A 14,134-nucleotide genomic window follows, 5' to 3' on the forward strand; every position below is an offset into this window, starting at 1 on the left:
GTTCAGCCGCGCTGGAACAAGAAGAAGTGGTGGTCGGTTCCGATCAGCCGTCGCAGCTCCGGTTCCTCGTGGACCGGCCGGAAGTCGACGAGCTGGTAGCCCGCGGCCTCGATGCTCGGCCGGAAGTCGCGGCGCACGCCGTCGGCCTCGGTGGTGAGCAGCTCCGTCGGGTGGTTCGGCACCACCAGCAGCCACTCCACGGACTTCTTGGCGACCAGCTCGAGCCACCACTCAACTGCCTCGAGCGGGCACTCGGTGAAGCTGTGCACGTTCACGGCGATGTCGTAGCTGTCGTGCATGTCCTCGAGTCGGTCGAGCCGCACTGCACGCGCGTCGTGCAGATCCCGGAACCGTAGGTAGTAGTCGGAGAGGAACGTCGAGTGCGGCACGCCGTCCATGCAGTCGTAGGTGACCGTTCCCGGGAACGCCTCCGCCATCCGATGCGCGAGCCGGCCGTAGCCCGCGCCGATGTCGAGGACCGAGAAGTGACCGCGCTCGGACAGCCCGAGCCGACTGTCGAGATAGTTGATCTCGTCGATGCTGTCGAGAAGGTCGCGGCTGACCCGCTGGCCGCCCAGGTCGAAGGTCCACACCCCGAAGAGCCCGTCCTCCGTGAGGCGGTCGAGCAGGCCGAGGTGGTCGGCGCGACGGGTCTGCAGCAGGTTGATGTACATCCGCGCCTCGGTGCCGCCGCGCAAGGCGCGGTACTGCCAGACGTAGGCGTTGTCGCCGCGGAACCAGGGCAGCGAGACCTGGTCGTCGACGAAGGAGTCCTCCCACAGCGTAGGCGCTGCTGCCGCCGCCTCGAGACCGGCGTACGCCGAGCGCAGCTCCCGGAGCAGTGGGTTGTCGGGGCGGAGGTATTCCGCGGCTCCCGGGGGCAACGGGACGGTGTCGTCGTAGCTGGTCAGTGTGTGCCGGCGACTCTCCTCGTCGAGGCGCTGGACATCCCAGCCGTGCTCGTTGAGGAACCGGCGCGCCCGCATCGCCTGCTGGTGAGCGAGGTTGCGCGCACGGGTCATCCGGTGGGACATCGGGACTCTCCTCCGTCGGAGTTTGTCGAGCAGAGTGCGCCGCAGCGAAAGCGCTGAGACGGGCTAAGCCTCGCAGACCACCATCCGGTAGGCACCGTGGACGGTGCGACGCACCGCCGTCTTGCCGTCCACGGTGATCGTGCAGGTGACCGAGCCTCCCTTGGGGGCGACCACGCCGCCGACGATCACGTGCACCCCGGGAGCCTGGATGCGGGCGCTCTTGACATACGGGTCGGGCGGGAACTGCTTGGCGTATCTGGTGCCGTTGAGATCCTTGTAGCCCACCCAGCCCAGTGACCCGTTCCCGGACACGGTGCTGAGGTAGGTGTGCATGCCCGGCCCGTACTGGAACGACGTGCCCTGCGGGGCCGCTGCCTCCAGTGCCTTCAAGGTGGCGGCCCTTCCGGTGGCCACCGCTGAGTCCGCCGTCGCGGGGTCGCCACTGCGGTGGTGACGGCGGTGGTGCCGAGTGTGATGAGGCGTGCTGGCGGACTGTGTGCTGGTGGACGGATCGGTCTGCGGCTGGTCGGCCCGGTGGTGCAGCCGGACCACCACGAAGGCGATCAGGACCGCGGCCGCGCACAGTCCGATGATCCACCTACGCAGCTTTCGTCGTGTCGATCGGCGCATGCTCCGCCCTATCCTCGCTACCCCGGCGCGGCGGATTGCCGCTCGAACCCCATAACGACCCAGGCTGCCGGCCCGTTACGACTGGGAGGATGGATCGAGTGATCTCGTATTATGGACACGCGGACCACATGGCGAGATAGGGAGTGGGTATGCGGCCGCTCTCGACCTACTCTTGCTCCATGTCCTCGACCATGCTGACCAAGCGCCGCGCAGTGGACCACTGCCGCGTGCGCTCGGCGCTGTGTCGAATGTCCTGACCGGACGCCAGGAGCCGCACTGCGCGGCACCCGTTACGCACGTGTGTTGAACGCGGTGCGCACTGGCGTCCGACGCCGATGCCCGATCCGTTTTCCGACGTCAGGACAACCCGTGAGCCGATTCGACGCGCCTGCACCACTCGATGCCCGAGGGCCGCAGTTCAACGCGACGCTGACCAGCGCGGTGCTGGCAGTGGCGCTGCTGACGGCGACCACGCCGGTCGGGGTGGTGCTGCTTGCCATCCAGGCCGCACTGTTCGCCACCGGGGTCGTCCTCGGCGTCCAGCGGACCCCGGCGGCGTACCTGTTCCGCACGATCGTGCGGCCGCGCCTGGGACCACCGACCCGCTTGGAGGACCCGCGCCCGCCGCGGTTCGCCCAGGGCATCGGCTTGGTGTTCGCACTCGTCGGGCTGGTCGGATTTCTCGCCGGACCGACGTGGCTCGGGTACGCCGCCACTGGGATGGCACTCGTCGCCGCCGTGCTCAACGCCAGCGTCCAGGTCTGCCTGGGCTGCAAGGTCTACGGCGTATGCCACCTGCCCCAGAACAACTACGACAACAAACAGACCCTCAACAACAAGAAGGAAGCACTCGTATGAGCCGCGAAAACTCTCTGGTCACCGCCGAGTGGGTGCAGGAGCACCTCTCCGACCCGAAGGTGGTGCTCGTCGAGGTCGACGAGGACACGACCGCCTACGACAAGGGCCACATCCAGGGCGCCATCAAGCTCGACTGGACCACCGACCTGCAGGACCAGGTCCGTCGTGACTTCGTCAACCGCGAGCAGTTCTCGGCGCTGCTCTCCGAGCGCGGCGTCAGCAACGACGACACCGTGGTGCTGTACGGCGGCAACAACAACTGGTTCGCCGCCTACGCCTACTGGTACTTCAAGCTCTACGGTCACGACGACGTGAAGCTGCTCGACGGCGGCCGCAAGAAGTGGGAGCTCGACAGCCGTGAGCTGACCGACGAGGTGCCCACTCGCGAGAAGACCAGCTACACCGCCAAGGAGCAGGACCGCTCGATCCGGGCGTTCCGCGACGAGGTCGTCGACGCGATCGGCACCAAGAACCTGGTCGACGTGCGCAGCCCTGACGAGTACGCCGGCCGGCTGCTCGCCCCGGCCCACCTGCCCCAGGAGCAGGCCCAGCGCGGTGGCCACATCCCGACCGCGGCCAACGTGCCGTGGAGCAAGGCCGCCAACGACGACGGCACCTTCCGCTCCGATGACGAGCTGAAGCAGATCTACACCGAGGCCGGTGTGGACTGGGACAAGGACACCATCGCCTACTGCCGGATCGGCGAGCGCTCCAGCCACACCTGGTTCGTGCTCAAGGAGATCCTCGGCGGCGAGAACGTCAAGAACTACGACGGCTCGTGGACCGAGTGGGGTTCGCTGGTCGGCGTGCCGGTCGTTCTGGGTGACGAGGCTGGTGAGGCCTGATGTGCGGCGCGACTGAGGGCGGGCTGTCGCTGGACGGCGTCAACGTCGCCAAGGAGGCCATCATCCAGGGGCAGGTGACCCGCGCCGGTCAGCCCGAGGGCTCGGCGTACGTCCGGCTGCTGGACCGCACCGGCGAGTTCACCGCCGAGGTGCCGACCTCGGCGACTGGTCACTTCCGGTTCTTCGCCGGCCCCGGTGACTGGACGCTGCGCACCCTGGCTCCCAAGGCCGAGCCGGTGGACCGCACGGTGACTGCGGCGACCGGCGTGGTTGCCGAGGTGGCCGTCGCGATCGGATCGAAGCGGACCTGAGTTCCGCCCCGTGGCGCCCCGGTGCCACGGGGCGGGGTCGTCTCCCGGCCGATCTGGGTAGGCTCGCTGATCATGTCCGGAACAGGTGACCCGGGCGCACCGCCTCCGGAGGTGCCCGAGGAGTTCGCAGACGCCTACCGTGCTGCGTACGAGCAGGCGATGGGCCCGGAGCGCACGCCACCGGCGGGCAGCCACCGCGCCGACGTCGAGGACGTTCCCGCGCCGGCTATGCGGGTCCGCGCGGACGTGTTGCGAGAGCGGTTCCTGGCGCTGCGCGAGCATCGCTGGCTCCGTCCGCTGCTGGCGGTCCTGGTCGCCGTGCTGCTGGTGCTGGTCGCGTACGTCGTCGGCCGGGCGCTGTCCGGCGGCCACTCCGCCGCCGGTCCCACCGGCAAGCAGGGCCACTCGAAGACCCACACCAAGGGGCACACCTCCGGGGCGACGTCATCCACGTCGGCGAAGGCCTGGCACGGCGCCGTGCGCCCGGTCACAGCGAAGGCCGCTCAGGCCACCTGTACGGCGAAGCCCGGCGTCGACTCGGGTGGGCACCAGGTCCGCTACGCCGTCGCCAACGTCCTGGACAGTGACCCGGCGACGGCCTGGCGGTGCGACGGGCCGGCTACGGGCCAGGTGCTCACCTTCACCTTGCCGTCGCCGACGGCCGTCGGTGAGGTGGGCCTGATCCCCGGCTACGCCAAGACCGACCCGGTCAGCCACGCCGACCGCTACGCCCAGAACAATCGGATCACCGAGGTGCGTTGGACCATCGGCGACACCACTGTCGTGCAGAGGATGGCCGGTGGCGCCCATGACCGGTCCCTGCGCACCATCCGGGTGCCACGCACGAGCACCTCGTCGATCAGCCTTGAGATCCTGCGCGTGCACAAGGGTCCGCGGGACACCACCGCGATCAGCACCGTGCAGATCGCCGCCGCGGGCTCCTGAGGCGTCGGCTAGGGTCTGCCCGTGAGGATCGTGGTCACCGGCGGCGCCGGGTTCCTGGGCTCGCACCTGTGCACCCGGTTGGTCGACGTGGGTCACGAGGTGCTGGCGCTGGACAACTTCCTGACCGGTGTCCCCGGCAACGTCGAGCATCTCCGGGGCAAGGAGTCCTTCGGCCTGCTGGAGGTCGACGTCATCGACGGCATCGACGTTCCTGGGCCGGTGGACGTGGTGCTGCACTTCGCCTCGCCCGCCTCGCCCGTGGACTACCTCGAGCACCCGATCGAGACGATGAAGGTCGGCTCGCTCGGCACCCTGCACGCCCTCGACCTGGCGCGTGACCGTGACGCCAGGTTCGTGGTCGCGTCCACCTCGGAGACCTATGGCGACCCGCAGGTCCACCCACAGCCCGAGAGCTACTGGGGTCACGTGAACCCGGTCGGCCCGCGCAGTGTCTACGACGAGGCGAAGCGGTTCGGCGAGGCGCTGACCATGGCCTACCGGACCACCTACGGAGCCAACACCGGCATCGTCCGGATCTTCAACACCTTCGGTCCCCGGATGCGCCCCAACGACGGCCGGGCGATCCCGAACTTCGTCCGACAGGCGCTGGCCGGGGAGCCGATCACGGTCGCCGGGGACGGACTCCAGACCCGGTCGATCTGCTACGTCGATGACCTGGTCGAGGGCATCTGGCGCTTCGCCCGCTCCGACCATTCCGGCCCGATGAACATCGGCAATCCGAGCGAGATCTCCATGCTCGACCTGGCCGAGTGGATCCGCGATCTGGCTGGCTCTTCGTCCCAGATCGTGTTCATCGACCGCCCGGTCGACGATCCCGGCGTACGTCGTCCCGACATCGCTCTGGCCGGTCGTGAACTGGGCTGGGAACCGGTCGTCCCCGTCGAGCAGGGACTGCTGCGGACCATCGAGTGGTTCCGCAGCCGCCCCGAGCTCCTCTGAGCGTCACCGGACCGGTCGATTCCGTGGCGTCGTACTCCTGCCCGCCCGTGGCCCTGATCTGCTACAACCGCCCTGACCTGGTCCGGCGGGTCGTCAGTGCCGTCCGCGAGGCGGCACCTGAGGAGCTGTTCGTTGTGGCCGATGGGCCGCGCGTCGGTGACGCCGAGGACGCGCGCCGGTGCGCGCAGGTGCGGGCCGCGCTCGAGGATGAGATCGACTGGCCTTGCACGGTTCGGCGCCGCTATGCCGAGAAGAACAGCGGCGTCGAGCAGACGGTGGAGCTCGGCCTCGACTGGGTCTTCGAGCAGGTCGACCGGGCGGTCGTGCTCGAGGACGACTGCGTGCCCGACCCGACCTTCTTCCGGTTCTGCGCCGAGCTGCTCGACCGTCATGCCGACGACGAGCGGGTGATGATGGTCTCGGGTCAGATGTTCGTCATCGACCCATCCCGCTTCGCGGGGGCCAGCTATGCGTTCACGACCTTCTCGATCACCTGGGGCTGGGCGACGTGGAGCCGGGCGTGGCAGCGTCACCGCGGGCTCTTCCCCCGCGACTACGAGACTGTCTTCCCAGGTGCGGACAGTGTCGACGCGGCGTGGCGAGTCGAGCCGGCCCGCCCCACCGGCAACAGCCTGGTCACCCGTGCCGGCGGGCGCTACTTCGCCGAGGTCGCCGCGGCCAAGGAGCACGAGTTCGGCTGGGACAGCCAGTGGTTCCTCACCCAGGTCGCCTTGGACGCGCTCGCGATCACGCCGGCGATCAACCTGGTGCACAACGCAGGCTTCGGGGAGGACGCGACCCACACGGTCTCCACCCGGACGTTGCCACCGGCTGAGAAGATGCGCTTCCCCCTGCGCCATCCGGTCGAGGGCGCCCGCAATGTCGACGCCCAGCATGATCTGGAGGTCGGCATCGTCCGCAGCAATGGGCGCCTTGCGCGGAGGCTGCGCCGGCTCACGCCGCAGGGCCGGCTGCGCACGGTCGGCCGGGTGCTGGCCGACCGGCTGGTGCGGTCGCGCCGGGCCTGAGGCTCGCTGCTCGATCAGGCGAGGAGGTCGTCCACGGCGGCTTCGAAGTCACGTGGATCGAGCCGGATATCCGCGAGCACTCCGTTCATCGGTGACCGCGGGCGAGGCGCCCTCCCGGAACCCACGAGGTAGCGGTAGCGGACATCGGGGATGTTGTCGGCCATCGTCCAGTAGCACGGGTTGACGTAGTTGGGCGCGAACAGCTCCAGCAGCCGTAGGCCCGGGTTGGCGAAGGCCAGGTTGGTCAACGCTGCGCCGTGCGGCGCGACGATCGCCTCGGCAGCGGCGAACACGTCGATCTGCTCCTGGACCGACAGGGTGCCGGGGTCGATGGTCGTGAAGCCGTGGTGCTCGAGCACCTTCATGTGGCGGTCCTCGTCGACGAGTCGTCGGGTGTTCCGCTTCGTCCCGCGGGAGAGGTAGAGGCGTCGTGGCAGGTCCGGGCCACCCCGGTCGGGCAGTCGGCGCTTGAGCCAGGACTGCGTCCATGACGGCGCCATCAGATCAGGGTTGGACAGCGAGGGGACCAGCAGCCGTCGGGCCCGGACCGCGCGGTGCTTGCCCGGCTCGACGACCGGCAGCGTGTCGATGCCGAGCATGCCGAGTAGTTCGCGTTGATAGCGGCTGCCGGTGCTGACGTAGCAGGCGTCGGGACGCACGTCGGGCAAGCACTCCTCGAGCACGCCCCAGCGGGGGAGCGTGTCGGTCACGAAGTGGAAGTAGTTCGCCGACGTCCCGCTGGTCGTCAGGCTCAGGAGGGTCCCGTCGAAGTCCTCCGGCTCGGGAAGCCGGGGTCGCAGGTAGAGCGGATGCTCCCTCCATCCGTCGATCCCGAAGTAGGCGCTGGTCTCGAAGTCGAGCACGCCGCCGGGAGTCAGGGTCGCAGCGTAGAGCCCGACGACCGTGCCTTGGCCGATGTCGAGGGTGAACCGGCGTGGCACGTCGTACGACGAGCGCCACCGGAAGATCCAGTGGTCGGCCGGCTGTCCCACAGGGATCGGCCGGCGCAGCGCCTCTCCGGGGCCACCGAGATGCAGCCGGACGACGTCTGGCTCGCGCGCGGCGGTGTCCTCCGCACGCTCGGTGGCCAGCCGGGGCAGCGAACGGGCCCCATCGGGGATGTGGCGGGTCGCGGCGCCGACGCCGCGGGTGGCGAGCCGGTGGCCGCGCTTGACCAGCGGCCAGGCAGGCTGCAGGGCCGGGGGCAGTCGTGACATCGGCTCAGGCTCCTCGGGCGACGAGCCAGGCCGTTCCCTGACGGGGCGAGGCCGCATCGCGTCGTACCAGGTCGAAGCCGGCCCGGTCGAAGTGTCCGGCGAGCTCGTCCCAGTCGTGACCGGGGACGTCGTGGTACTCCAGCACGATCCGGCGTACGCCGGCCCACAGGCCCGGGTCACTGCCCAGGACCATGTCGTACTCCGCGCCCTCGGTGTCGATCTTGACCAGGTCCGGCGTGCGTCCGCAGGCAGTGAACGCGTCAGCCAGACTGACGCAGCGGACCGCCACAGTCGTCGCGGTCGCGGCGGTCTCTGCCGTCACCCGGTTGAGGCTGCTGCCGGCACTGTTGTCCTCGAGGTGGATCGTGCCGGCGACGCTGCCCACCGCCTCGGCGTGAGCGGTCACCCGGCCGTCGAGGCCGTTGGCGGCCACGTTTCGCGCCAGCCAGGATGCCGTCGTCGGCGAGGCCTCGTAGGCGTGCACCACGGCATGCGGCAGCCGCGAGGCGACCGCGACGCTGAAGCAGCCGATGTGCCCGCCGATGTCGAGAATGGTCGCATCGGCAGGGAGCCCCGCCAGCAGCTCGTCGAGCCGGTAGGCGTCGTCCGCGAACAACTCGAAGACCGGCACCCGCGCCCCGGGCCGATTGGGGCAGTCGATCGTGGGGCCGTTCGGGACCCGGAAGCGGACCTCGGGGCGTGAGCGCGGGCGGAGCAGCTCGCCGAGAAGCCGTGGGCCGTCATCGAAGCAGCGCAGCGCTTGGACGGCCCTGCGCGTGTTGTGGGTCAGACGGTCGAGTGGGTGGTCCAACTCTGGGCCTTTCGTGGTGTGGTCCCGAGTGTGGCGGGCCGTGGGGCCCCGGATGTCTCCCGCGAGGACTGGCCGTTCGCCGCAACGAGCAGGGGCAGGGCGAGCACCGCCCAGATCCACCGCTCCGAGATCGTGGGGCTGAACATGCTGACGACCAGGTAGCCGAGCGCGCAGTAGCCGAGCCGGCGCAGTGGTCCGGTTCCGAACAGGGGCGCGAGGGTGGTGCCGATGACGAGCAGGTAGCCGAGCAGGCCGATCAGCCCGGCCGCGGCCATGAACTCCAAGAACACGTTGTGGTAGAAGAACGTGTAGGTGCCCCCGAAGCCGTTGCCGACGATCGGGTGTTGCAAGAAGGCGTGCCAGCCTTGGGAGAGCAGGGCACTGCGCTGATCGATGGAGCCGGCGGCTCCGGACGTGCTCTGGTCGGGGTGCAGGAGGCGGTTCGGCGCCGAGTTGGGGCCCAGCGCGCTCAACAGGGCCGAGGCAGCCACCAGCATGACCGCCGCGCCGACGGCGTACAGGTAGACGACCTTCGCGGACTTCTCGATGATCGGCACCGCGAGCATCACGATCACCAGCGCGAGCAGAGCGGCGCGGCTGCCGCTGAGCACGACGCCGGCTCCGTTGAGCGCGAGCCCCGCCCAGATCACCCAGCGACGCTCCTGGCGCACCTCGGCGTGCAAGAACAACAACAGCGTGACCGCGAAGACGGCCAGCATGCCGAATGCATTGGGGTGGGTCGTCAGGCCTTCGAGCCGGTTGGTGGCCGCTTCGCCGAGGGCGATCCCGGCGATCATGCTGATGCCCTGCCCGATGACGTACGCCGTGACGAGCCGGACCAGGATCCGCTTGGGCGGATTCCACCACATCATCATCACCGGCAGTCCGGCGATGGTGACGACCATCGAGAGCATCCGGAGCATCCCCGTGGTCGGGTAGTCCGAGGCAGGTGTCGAGGCCAGTCCCGCACAGATCAGGATGGTCAGGCCGAGGGCCCAGATGCCGGGGATCCGCAGTCGGCAGCGCAACAGCCTCGGCAGCAGCAGCGCGAAGCCTGCCGCGAAGAGTACGTCGGAGACGGTGATGATCGTCGGCTTGAAGATCCCGCTGAACATCGGGTTGGTGAGCATCGCGACGGTGATCACCCCGGTGCCCAGGTCATCGGTGTCGAACCGCGCGGCGAGCACCGCACCCGCGATCAGCACCACGGCCGCACCGACGGCCAGGCCGCTCTCAAGAGGGCCCAGGCTGGCCAGCGCGACCAGCGCCACCAGCACGAGCACGAGCACAGCCGACAGGCTGCCGGCGGCCAGTCGGCTCATCGGGTCAGCCTTCCACCGCTCGACCGAGGCAGCGGTACTCCCAGCCTGCCTTGCGCCAAGCCGCGCCGTCGAGACAGTTGCGCGCGTCAAGGATCCGGCGCGAGGCAACGAACTCGCCGAAGCGGCTCGGCTCGAGCTCACGGAACTCGGCCCACTCGGTCAGCAGCAGGACGGCCTCGGCATCCTCGGCCGCCTCCTGCGGGCTGGCCACGTAGCTCAGCGCAGGACTCTGCTTGCGGGCGCTCTCGATCGCGCGCGGATCGGTGACCCGCACGTCGGCCCCGAGCAGGTGGAGCGACTCCGCGACCGCCAGTGCGGGAGAGTCCCGGATGTCGTCGCTGTCCGGCTTGAAGGCTGCGCCCAGGACCGCGATCCGCCGGCCCACCAGTGCGTCGCCGAGCCACTCACGGACCATCCGGACAACTTTGTCCCGGCGCCGCAGGTTGATCGCGTCGACTTCCCGGAGAAACAGCAGCGGCTGGTCGGCGCCGAGCTCCATCGCGCGGTGCATGAAGGCGCGGATGTCCTTGGGCAGGCAGCCACCGCCGAAGCCGAGCCCGGCGTTGAGGAACTTGCGTCCGATGCGGTCGTCGTGTCCCAGCGCGTCGGCAAGCTTGACCACGTCGGCACCTGCGACCTCGCACAGGTCGGCCATCGCGTTGATGAAGGAGATCTTGGTGGCCAGGAACGCGTTCGCGGCGACCTTGACAAGCTCCGCGGTGGCGAAGTCGACCTCGATCAGCGGGCAGTCGGCGGTGATCGGCGCGTAGAGCTCACGCAGCACGGCGAGCGCTCGATCGGCCGCGGCTCCGGGCGCCGATCCGACCACGACCCGGTCGGGGCGCATGGTGTCGTCGATCGCGTGGCCCTCACGGAGGAACTCCGGGTTCCACAGCAAGGTGGCCTCGGGGCACGCGGCAGTGAGGCGCTCGGCGAGCTCGGGGGCGGTGCCGACGGGGACGGTGGACTTGCCGGCGACGACGTCACCCGGCTTGATGACGGTCAGCAGCCGCTCGAAGGCCGCCTCGAGATAGGTCAGGTCCGCCGCGGGATGTCCCGCGGTCTGGGGGGTGCCCACGCAGATGAAGTGGATGGTCGCGTCGGCCGCGGCGGCGATGTCGGCGGTGAAGCTCAGCCGCCCGGAGGCAAGTGTCTCGGCCAGCATCTCATCGAGGCCAGGTTCGAAGAACGGCGCCTTCCCGTTCGCCAGCCCCATCAGGCGCTCGGGGTCGGTCTCGACCCCGATCACCAGGTTACCGAGCTTGGCCAGCGCCGCCGCGTGGACCGCCCCGAGGTAGCCGCACCCGATGACCGAGACGACGGCTTGCTCGGCCGGAGGCGCTGCGGGGCCGGTCACGGTCAGGACCTCGTCTCTACGGTCTTGGCGAGCTTCTCTGCGGCGACGTCGTACCCATACCCGTAGCCGTAGCCGTAGCCGCCGTAGTAATCCGCGCCACGGCGTCGCGGCGACATGTTGACGACGACGCCGAACAGCTTCGCGCCGACCTGGTCGAGCCGACCGGTCGCGTGTCGGAGTTGATCGCGGGTGGTCTTGCCATGCCGGACCAGCATGATCGCGCCGTCGGCGCCGGTGGCCAGGATCGCGGCGTCCGCGACCGGCAGCAGCGGCGGCGCGTCGATGACGACAGTGTCGAACTCGGCCTTCAGCCGGGCGAGCAGATCGCTGGTCGCCCGCGACTGGAGGATCTCGGTCGGGTTCGGCGGGATCGGGCCGCTGGCCAGGAAGTAGAGCCCGCTGGGCTGGTGCCGCTGGATGCTGGAGTGCAGGTCACTGCGGCCCACCAGGACGGTGGTGACGCCGACCGCGGACTCCAGGCCGAGCATGCCGGCAACCCGGGGGCGGCGCAGGTCGGCGTCGACGAGCAAGACCTTGCTCCCCGCCTGGGCGAGCGCGATCGCCAGGTTGACAGCAGTCGACGTCTTGCCCTCGCTGGGTACCGAGCTGGTGATCACGAACGAGCGCGGGTTGGCGTCGGGATCGAGGAACTGCAGGTTGGTGCGCAGAAGCCGGAAGGTCTCCGCGCGCGGCGCGTGGGTTGCGGTCTCGGTGAGCAGGGGGGACTTGGGCACCGACGGGTCGTAGGCGATGTGCGCCATCACCGGGGCATCGGTGACCGCGGCGAGGTCCTCGGGGGTGCCGATCGTATTGTCCAGGAAGTCACGAAGCACCGCGAGCGCGCAGCCCAACAGCAGGCCGATCAGGAAGGCGACACCGAGGTTGAGCCCGGTCTTGGGCGAGATCGGCGTCCCGTCGAACTGGGCCTTGTCAGTGATCGTCGCCTTCACCGGGGTGGTGGTCTTGCCGGCAGGGGTCTCGATGTCGGCGAGGTACTGGGTCAGCTCCTCGGCCTCGGCCTGTGCGATCTGCTGAGCGGTTCGCGCGTTGGGGTCCTTGACCTCGAGGGTGATGATCACCGTGTTGGTGGTGACGCTTGCGCTGATCTTCTGTGCCAGCTCGGCCGGGGTCATATTGAGGTTGAGCCGGTCAATGACCTTCTGCATCACCTCGCCGCTCGTGGCCAGGTCGGCGTAGGACTGAACTCGCTGGGTGGAGAAGACACTGGCGAAGTAGGCCTCCGACGAGTTGCTCACGTCGGTCGAGATGAAGACCTTGGCGGTCGAGTGGTAGATCGGCGTCGCCGTGAACGAGATCGCCGCGGCCGTGATGAGCGCCAATGCGACCATCGAGACCACGGTCTTCCACCGACGACGAGCCAGCCTGAGTATTTCCTTGAAGTCCACGCCGAGCCTTTGGGGTTGGAGATCCAGATGTGACTGTCGTCAGATCCTCGGTGAGTCTAGATTCTAACGACCGGTGTGGCCATGCGTTCCGAGTCCCGGGCGTGGGGTTTCCAGGATGACGGTCACCGGCCCGTCGTTGATCAGAGACAGGGCCATCTCGGCACCGAACCGGCCACGCTGGACCCGCGTGCCGAGGGCCGCCAGCTCGGCGCAGAACTCCTCGTAGACCGGCTCCGCGACCGGTCCCGGCGCCGCGGCATGCCAGGTGGGCCGTCGGCCCTTGCGGGCGTCGCCGTACAACGTGAACTGGCTGACTACCAGCACCGGTGCGCCGAGATCGGCCACCGAACCCTCGTCACGCATGATCCGCAGCTCACGCACCTTCCGCGCCATCCAGCGGACCTCCTCGGCCCCGTCGTCGTGCGTCACCCCCAGGAGTACGACGAGCCCCGGCTCATCGATCGACCCGACGACCGAGCCATCGACCGTCACCGACGCGGAGGTGACCCGCTGGAGCACTGCACGCATGGGCGTAGGTTCTCACCCCATGGGAGACCTGCTCATCACCGTCGCCCCGACCGGGGCGGAGACCACCAAGGCGGACTGCCCGCAGCTGCCCACCACCCCCGAGGAGCTGGTGGAGACCGCCAGGCGCTGCGAGGCCGCCGGCGCGGCGATGATCCACGTGCACATCCGCGACGCCGAGCACCGGCCCACCCTGGACCCGGCCAGGTTGAAGGACACGGTGGCTGCGCTGCGCGAGAGCACCGGCCTGGTCCTTCAGCTCTCCACCGGCGGCTCGGTACACGACCCGCTCGACCAGCGACTCAAGGTGCTCGACGCCGCCCCCGACTCCTGCAGCCTGACGATGGGCACCACCAACTTCGGCGACGACGTGTTCTCCAACCCGTGGCCGTTCATCTGCGAGCTCTACCAGCTCAGCCAGGAGCGCGAGGTGGTCCCGGAGTTCGAGCTCTTCGACCTCGGCCACGTGGCCGCGCTGCACCGGCTGCTGGACAAGTACGGCGCCCCGTACGGCGGCAAGGTGCACTGTGACCTGGTGATGGGTGTGCCCGGCGGGATGCCCGGCACCGCCGACGCGCTGGTGGCTGCCGTCGCGGCGCTGCCCTCGTCAGTCACCTCCTGGTCGGCCACCGGCATCGGCCGCTCGACGCTGCCGGTCGGGCTGGCGTCATTGAGCAAGGGCGGGCACCTGCGGGTGGGCATGGAGGACGTGCTCACCCTGAGCAGGGGGGTCCCCGTCGAGCACAACGAGCAACTGGTCTCCCGAGCGGTGGAGCTCGGGCGGCTGGCCCAGCGGGAGCCGATGACCCCCGTCGAGGCCCGCGGCCTGCTCGGTCTGGCCTGATCCGCTGATCCTGCTCGGGTGCTCTGTTACCTTTCAGCAGC

At 69.4% G+C, this 14,134-nt stretch carries 15 protein-coding genes; 7 read left to right on the forward strand and 8 right to left on the reverse strand.

Annotation, left to right across the window (positions count from 1 at the left end):
- Window positions 1-2 precede the first annotated feature (2 nt).
- Window positions 3-1,034, reverse strand: a complete 1,032-nt coding sequence (locus tag Q9R13_RS16170) for a putative sugar O-methyltransferase (RefSeq protein ID WP_310962202.1) — start codon at window positions 1,032-1,034, stop codon at window positions 3-5.
- A 63-nt stretch (window positions 1,035-1,097) separates the two neighbouring features.
- Window positions 1,098-1,664, reverse strand: coding sequence for a hypothetical protein (locus Q9R13_RS16175; protein ID WP_310962203.1), 567 nt, complete (start codon window positions 1,662-1,664; stop codon window positions 1,098-1,100).
- A 369-nt stretch (window positions 1,665-2,033) separates the two neighbouring features.
- On the opposite strand from Q9R13_RS16175, the gene Q9R13_RS16180 reads away from it, so the two are divergent.
- From Q9R13_RS16180 to Q9R13_RS16205, 6 genes are all read left to right on the forward strand, one after another.
- Window positions 2,034-2,522: a DUF4395 domain-containing protein gene (locus tag Q9R13_RS16180; RefSeq protein ID WP_310962204.1), complete on the forward strand. Its 489-nt coding sequence runs from the start codon at window positions 2,034-2,036 to the stop codon at window positions 2,520-2,522.
- Window positions 2,519-3,367, forward strand: a complete 849-nt coding sequence (locus Q9R13_RS16185) for a sulfurtransferase (RefSeq protein WP_310962205.1) — start codon at window positions 2,519-2,521, stop codon at window positions 3,365-3,367. Before Q9R13_RS16180 ends, Q9R13_RS16185 begins: the two co-directional genes overlap by 4 nt.
- Complete coding sequence (locus tag Q9R13_RS16190) at window positions 3,367-3,678, forward strand: DUF1416 domain-containing protein (protein WP_310962206.1); 312 nt, start codon at window positions 3,367-3,369, stop codon at window positions 3,676-3,678. Before Q9R13_RS16185 ends, Q9R13_RS16190 begins: the two co-directional genes overlap by 1 nt.
- Window positions 3,679-3,750: 72 nt before the next feature.
- The gene (locus tag Q9R13_RS16195; RefSeq protein WP_310962207.1) at window positions 3,751-4,623 is read left to right on the forward strand and encodes an NADase-type glycan-binding domain-containing protein; all 873 of its coding nucleotides are present in this window, start codon (window positions 3,751-3,753) and stop codon (window positions 4,621-4,623) included.
- Between the two features lie 21 nt (window positions 4,624-4,644).
- Window positions 4,645-5,583 (forward strand): UDP-glucuronic acid decarboxylase family protein, encoded by a 939-nt coding sequence (locus Q9R13_RS16200; RefSeq protein ID WP_310962208.1) that lies wholly within the window; start codon window positions 4,645-4,647, stop codon window positions 5,581-5,583.
- Between the two features lie 47 nt (window positions 5,584-5,630).
- On the forward strand, window positions 5,631-6,611 hold the full coding sequence (locus Q9R13_RS16205; protein WP_310962209.1) for a hypothetical protein: 981 nt from the start codon (window positions 5,631-5,633) through the stop codon (window positions 6,609-6,611).
- A gap of 14 nt (window positions 6,612-6,625) precedes the next feature.
- Here the strand turns inward: Q9R13_RS16205 and Q9R13_RS16210 are convergent, their stop codons facing one another.
- The 6 genes from Q9R13_RS16210 to dtd all read right to left on the reverse strand — a co-directional run bounded on the left by Q9R13_RS16210 (window position 6,626) and on the right by dtd (window position 13,252).
- On the reverse strand, window positions 6,626-7,828 hold the full coding sequence (locus tag Q9R13_RS16210) for a glycosyltransferase family 61 protein (protein ID WP_310962210.1): 1,203 nt from the start codon (window positions 7,826-7,828) through the stop codon (window positions 6,626-6,628).
- A gap of 4 nt (window positions 7,829-7,832) precedes the next feature.
- Window positions 7,833-8,639, reverse strand: coding sequence for an FkbM family methyltransferase (locus Q9R13_RS16215; protein WP_310962211.1), 807 nt, complete (start codon window positions 8,637-8,639; stop codon window positions 7,833-7,835).
- Complete coding sequence (locus Q9R13_RS16220) at window positions 8,615-9,961, reverse strand: O-antigen ligase family protein (RefSeq protein WP_310962212.1); 1,347 nt, start codon at window positions 9,959-9,961, stop codon at window positions 8,615-8,617. Before Q9R13_RS16220 ends, Q9R13_RS16215 begins: the two co-directional genes overlap by 25 nt.
- Before the next feature lie 4 nt (window positions 9,962-9,965).
- Window positions 9,966-11,318: a UDP-glucose dehydrogenase family protein gene (locus Q9R13_RS16225; RefSeq protein WP_310962213.1), complete on the reverse strand. Its 1,353-nt coding sequence runs from the start codon at window positions 11,316-11,318 to the stop codon at window positions 9,966-9,968.
- A 2-nt stretch (window positions 11,319-11,320) separates the two neighbouring features.
- On the reverse strand, window positions 11,321-12,724 hold the full coding sequence (locus Q9R13_RS16230; RefSeq protein ID WP_310962214.1) for a tyrosine-protein kinase domain-containing protein: 1,404 nt from the start codon (window positions 12,722-12,724) through the stop codon (window positions 11,321-11,323).
- A gap of 63 nt (window positions 12,725-12,787) precedes the next feature.
- Window positions 12,788-13,252, reverse strand: coding sequence for a D-aminoacyl-tRNA deacylase (dtd, locus tag Q9R13_RS16235; RefSeq protein WP_310962215.1), 465 nt, complete (start codon window positions 13,250-13,252; stop codon window positions 12,788-12,790).
- 19 nt (window positions 13,253-13,271) lie between these two features.
- On the opposite strand from dtd, the gene Q9R13_RS16240 reads away from it, so the two are divergent.
- Complete coding sequence (locus Q9R13_RS16240) at window positions 13,272-14,093, forward strand: beta-keto acid cleavage family enzyme (protein WP_310962216.1); 822 nt, start codon at window positions 13,272-13,274, stop codon at window positions 14,091-14,093.
- Window positions 14,094-14,134: the final 41 nt, after the last annotated feature.

This window comes from Nocardioides marmorisolisilvae, assembly GCF_031656915.1.
GTDB lineage: Bacteria > Actinomycetota > Actinomycetes > Propionibacteriales > Nocardioidaceae > Marmoricola > Marmoricola terrisoli.

Excerpts from the sequence above, each read along its gene's own strand:
- Q9R13_RS16170 (WP_310962202.1), bottom strand. The coding sequence starts at position 1,034 with ATGTCCCACCGGATGACCCGTGCGCGCAACCTCGCTCACCAGCAGGCG.
- Q9R13_RS16175 (WP_310962203.1), bottom strand. The coding sequence starts at position 1,664 with ATGCGCCGATCGACACGACGAAAGCTGCGTAGGTGGATCATCGGACTG.
- Q9R13_RS16185 (WP_310962205.1), top strand. The coding sequence starts at position 2,519 with ATGAGCCGCGAAAACTCTCTGGTCACCGCCGAGTGGGTGCAGGAGCAC.
- Q9R13_RS16190 (WP_310962206.1), top strand. The coding sequence starts at position 3,367 with ATGTGCGGCGCGACTGAGGGCGGGCTGTCGCTGGACGGCGTCAACGTC.
- Q9R13_RS16195 (WP_310962207.1), top strand. The coding sequence starts at position 3,751 with ATGTCCGGAACAGGTGACCCGGGCGCACCGCCTCCGGAGGTGCCCGAG.
- Q9R13_RS16210 (WP_310962210.1), bottom strand. The coding sequence starts at position 7,828 with ATGTCACGACTGCCCCCGGCCCTGCAGCCTGCCTGGCCGCTGGTCAAG.
- Q9R13_RS16220 (WP_310962212.1), bottom strand. The coding sequence starts at position 9,961 with ATGAGCCGACTGGCCGCCGGCAGCCTGTCGGCTGTGCTCGTGCTCGTG.
- dtd (WP_310962215.1), bottom strand. The coding sequence starts at position 13,252 with ATGCGTGCAGTGCTCCAGCGGGTCACCTCCGCGTCGGTGACGGTCGAT.
- Q9R13_RS16240 (WP_310962216.1), top strand. The coding sequence starts at position 13,272 with ATGGGAGACCTGCTCATCACCGTCGCCCCGACCGGGGCGGAGACCACC.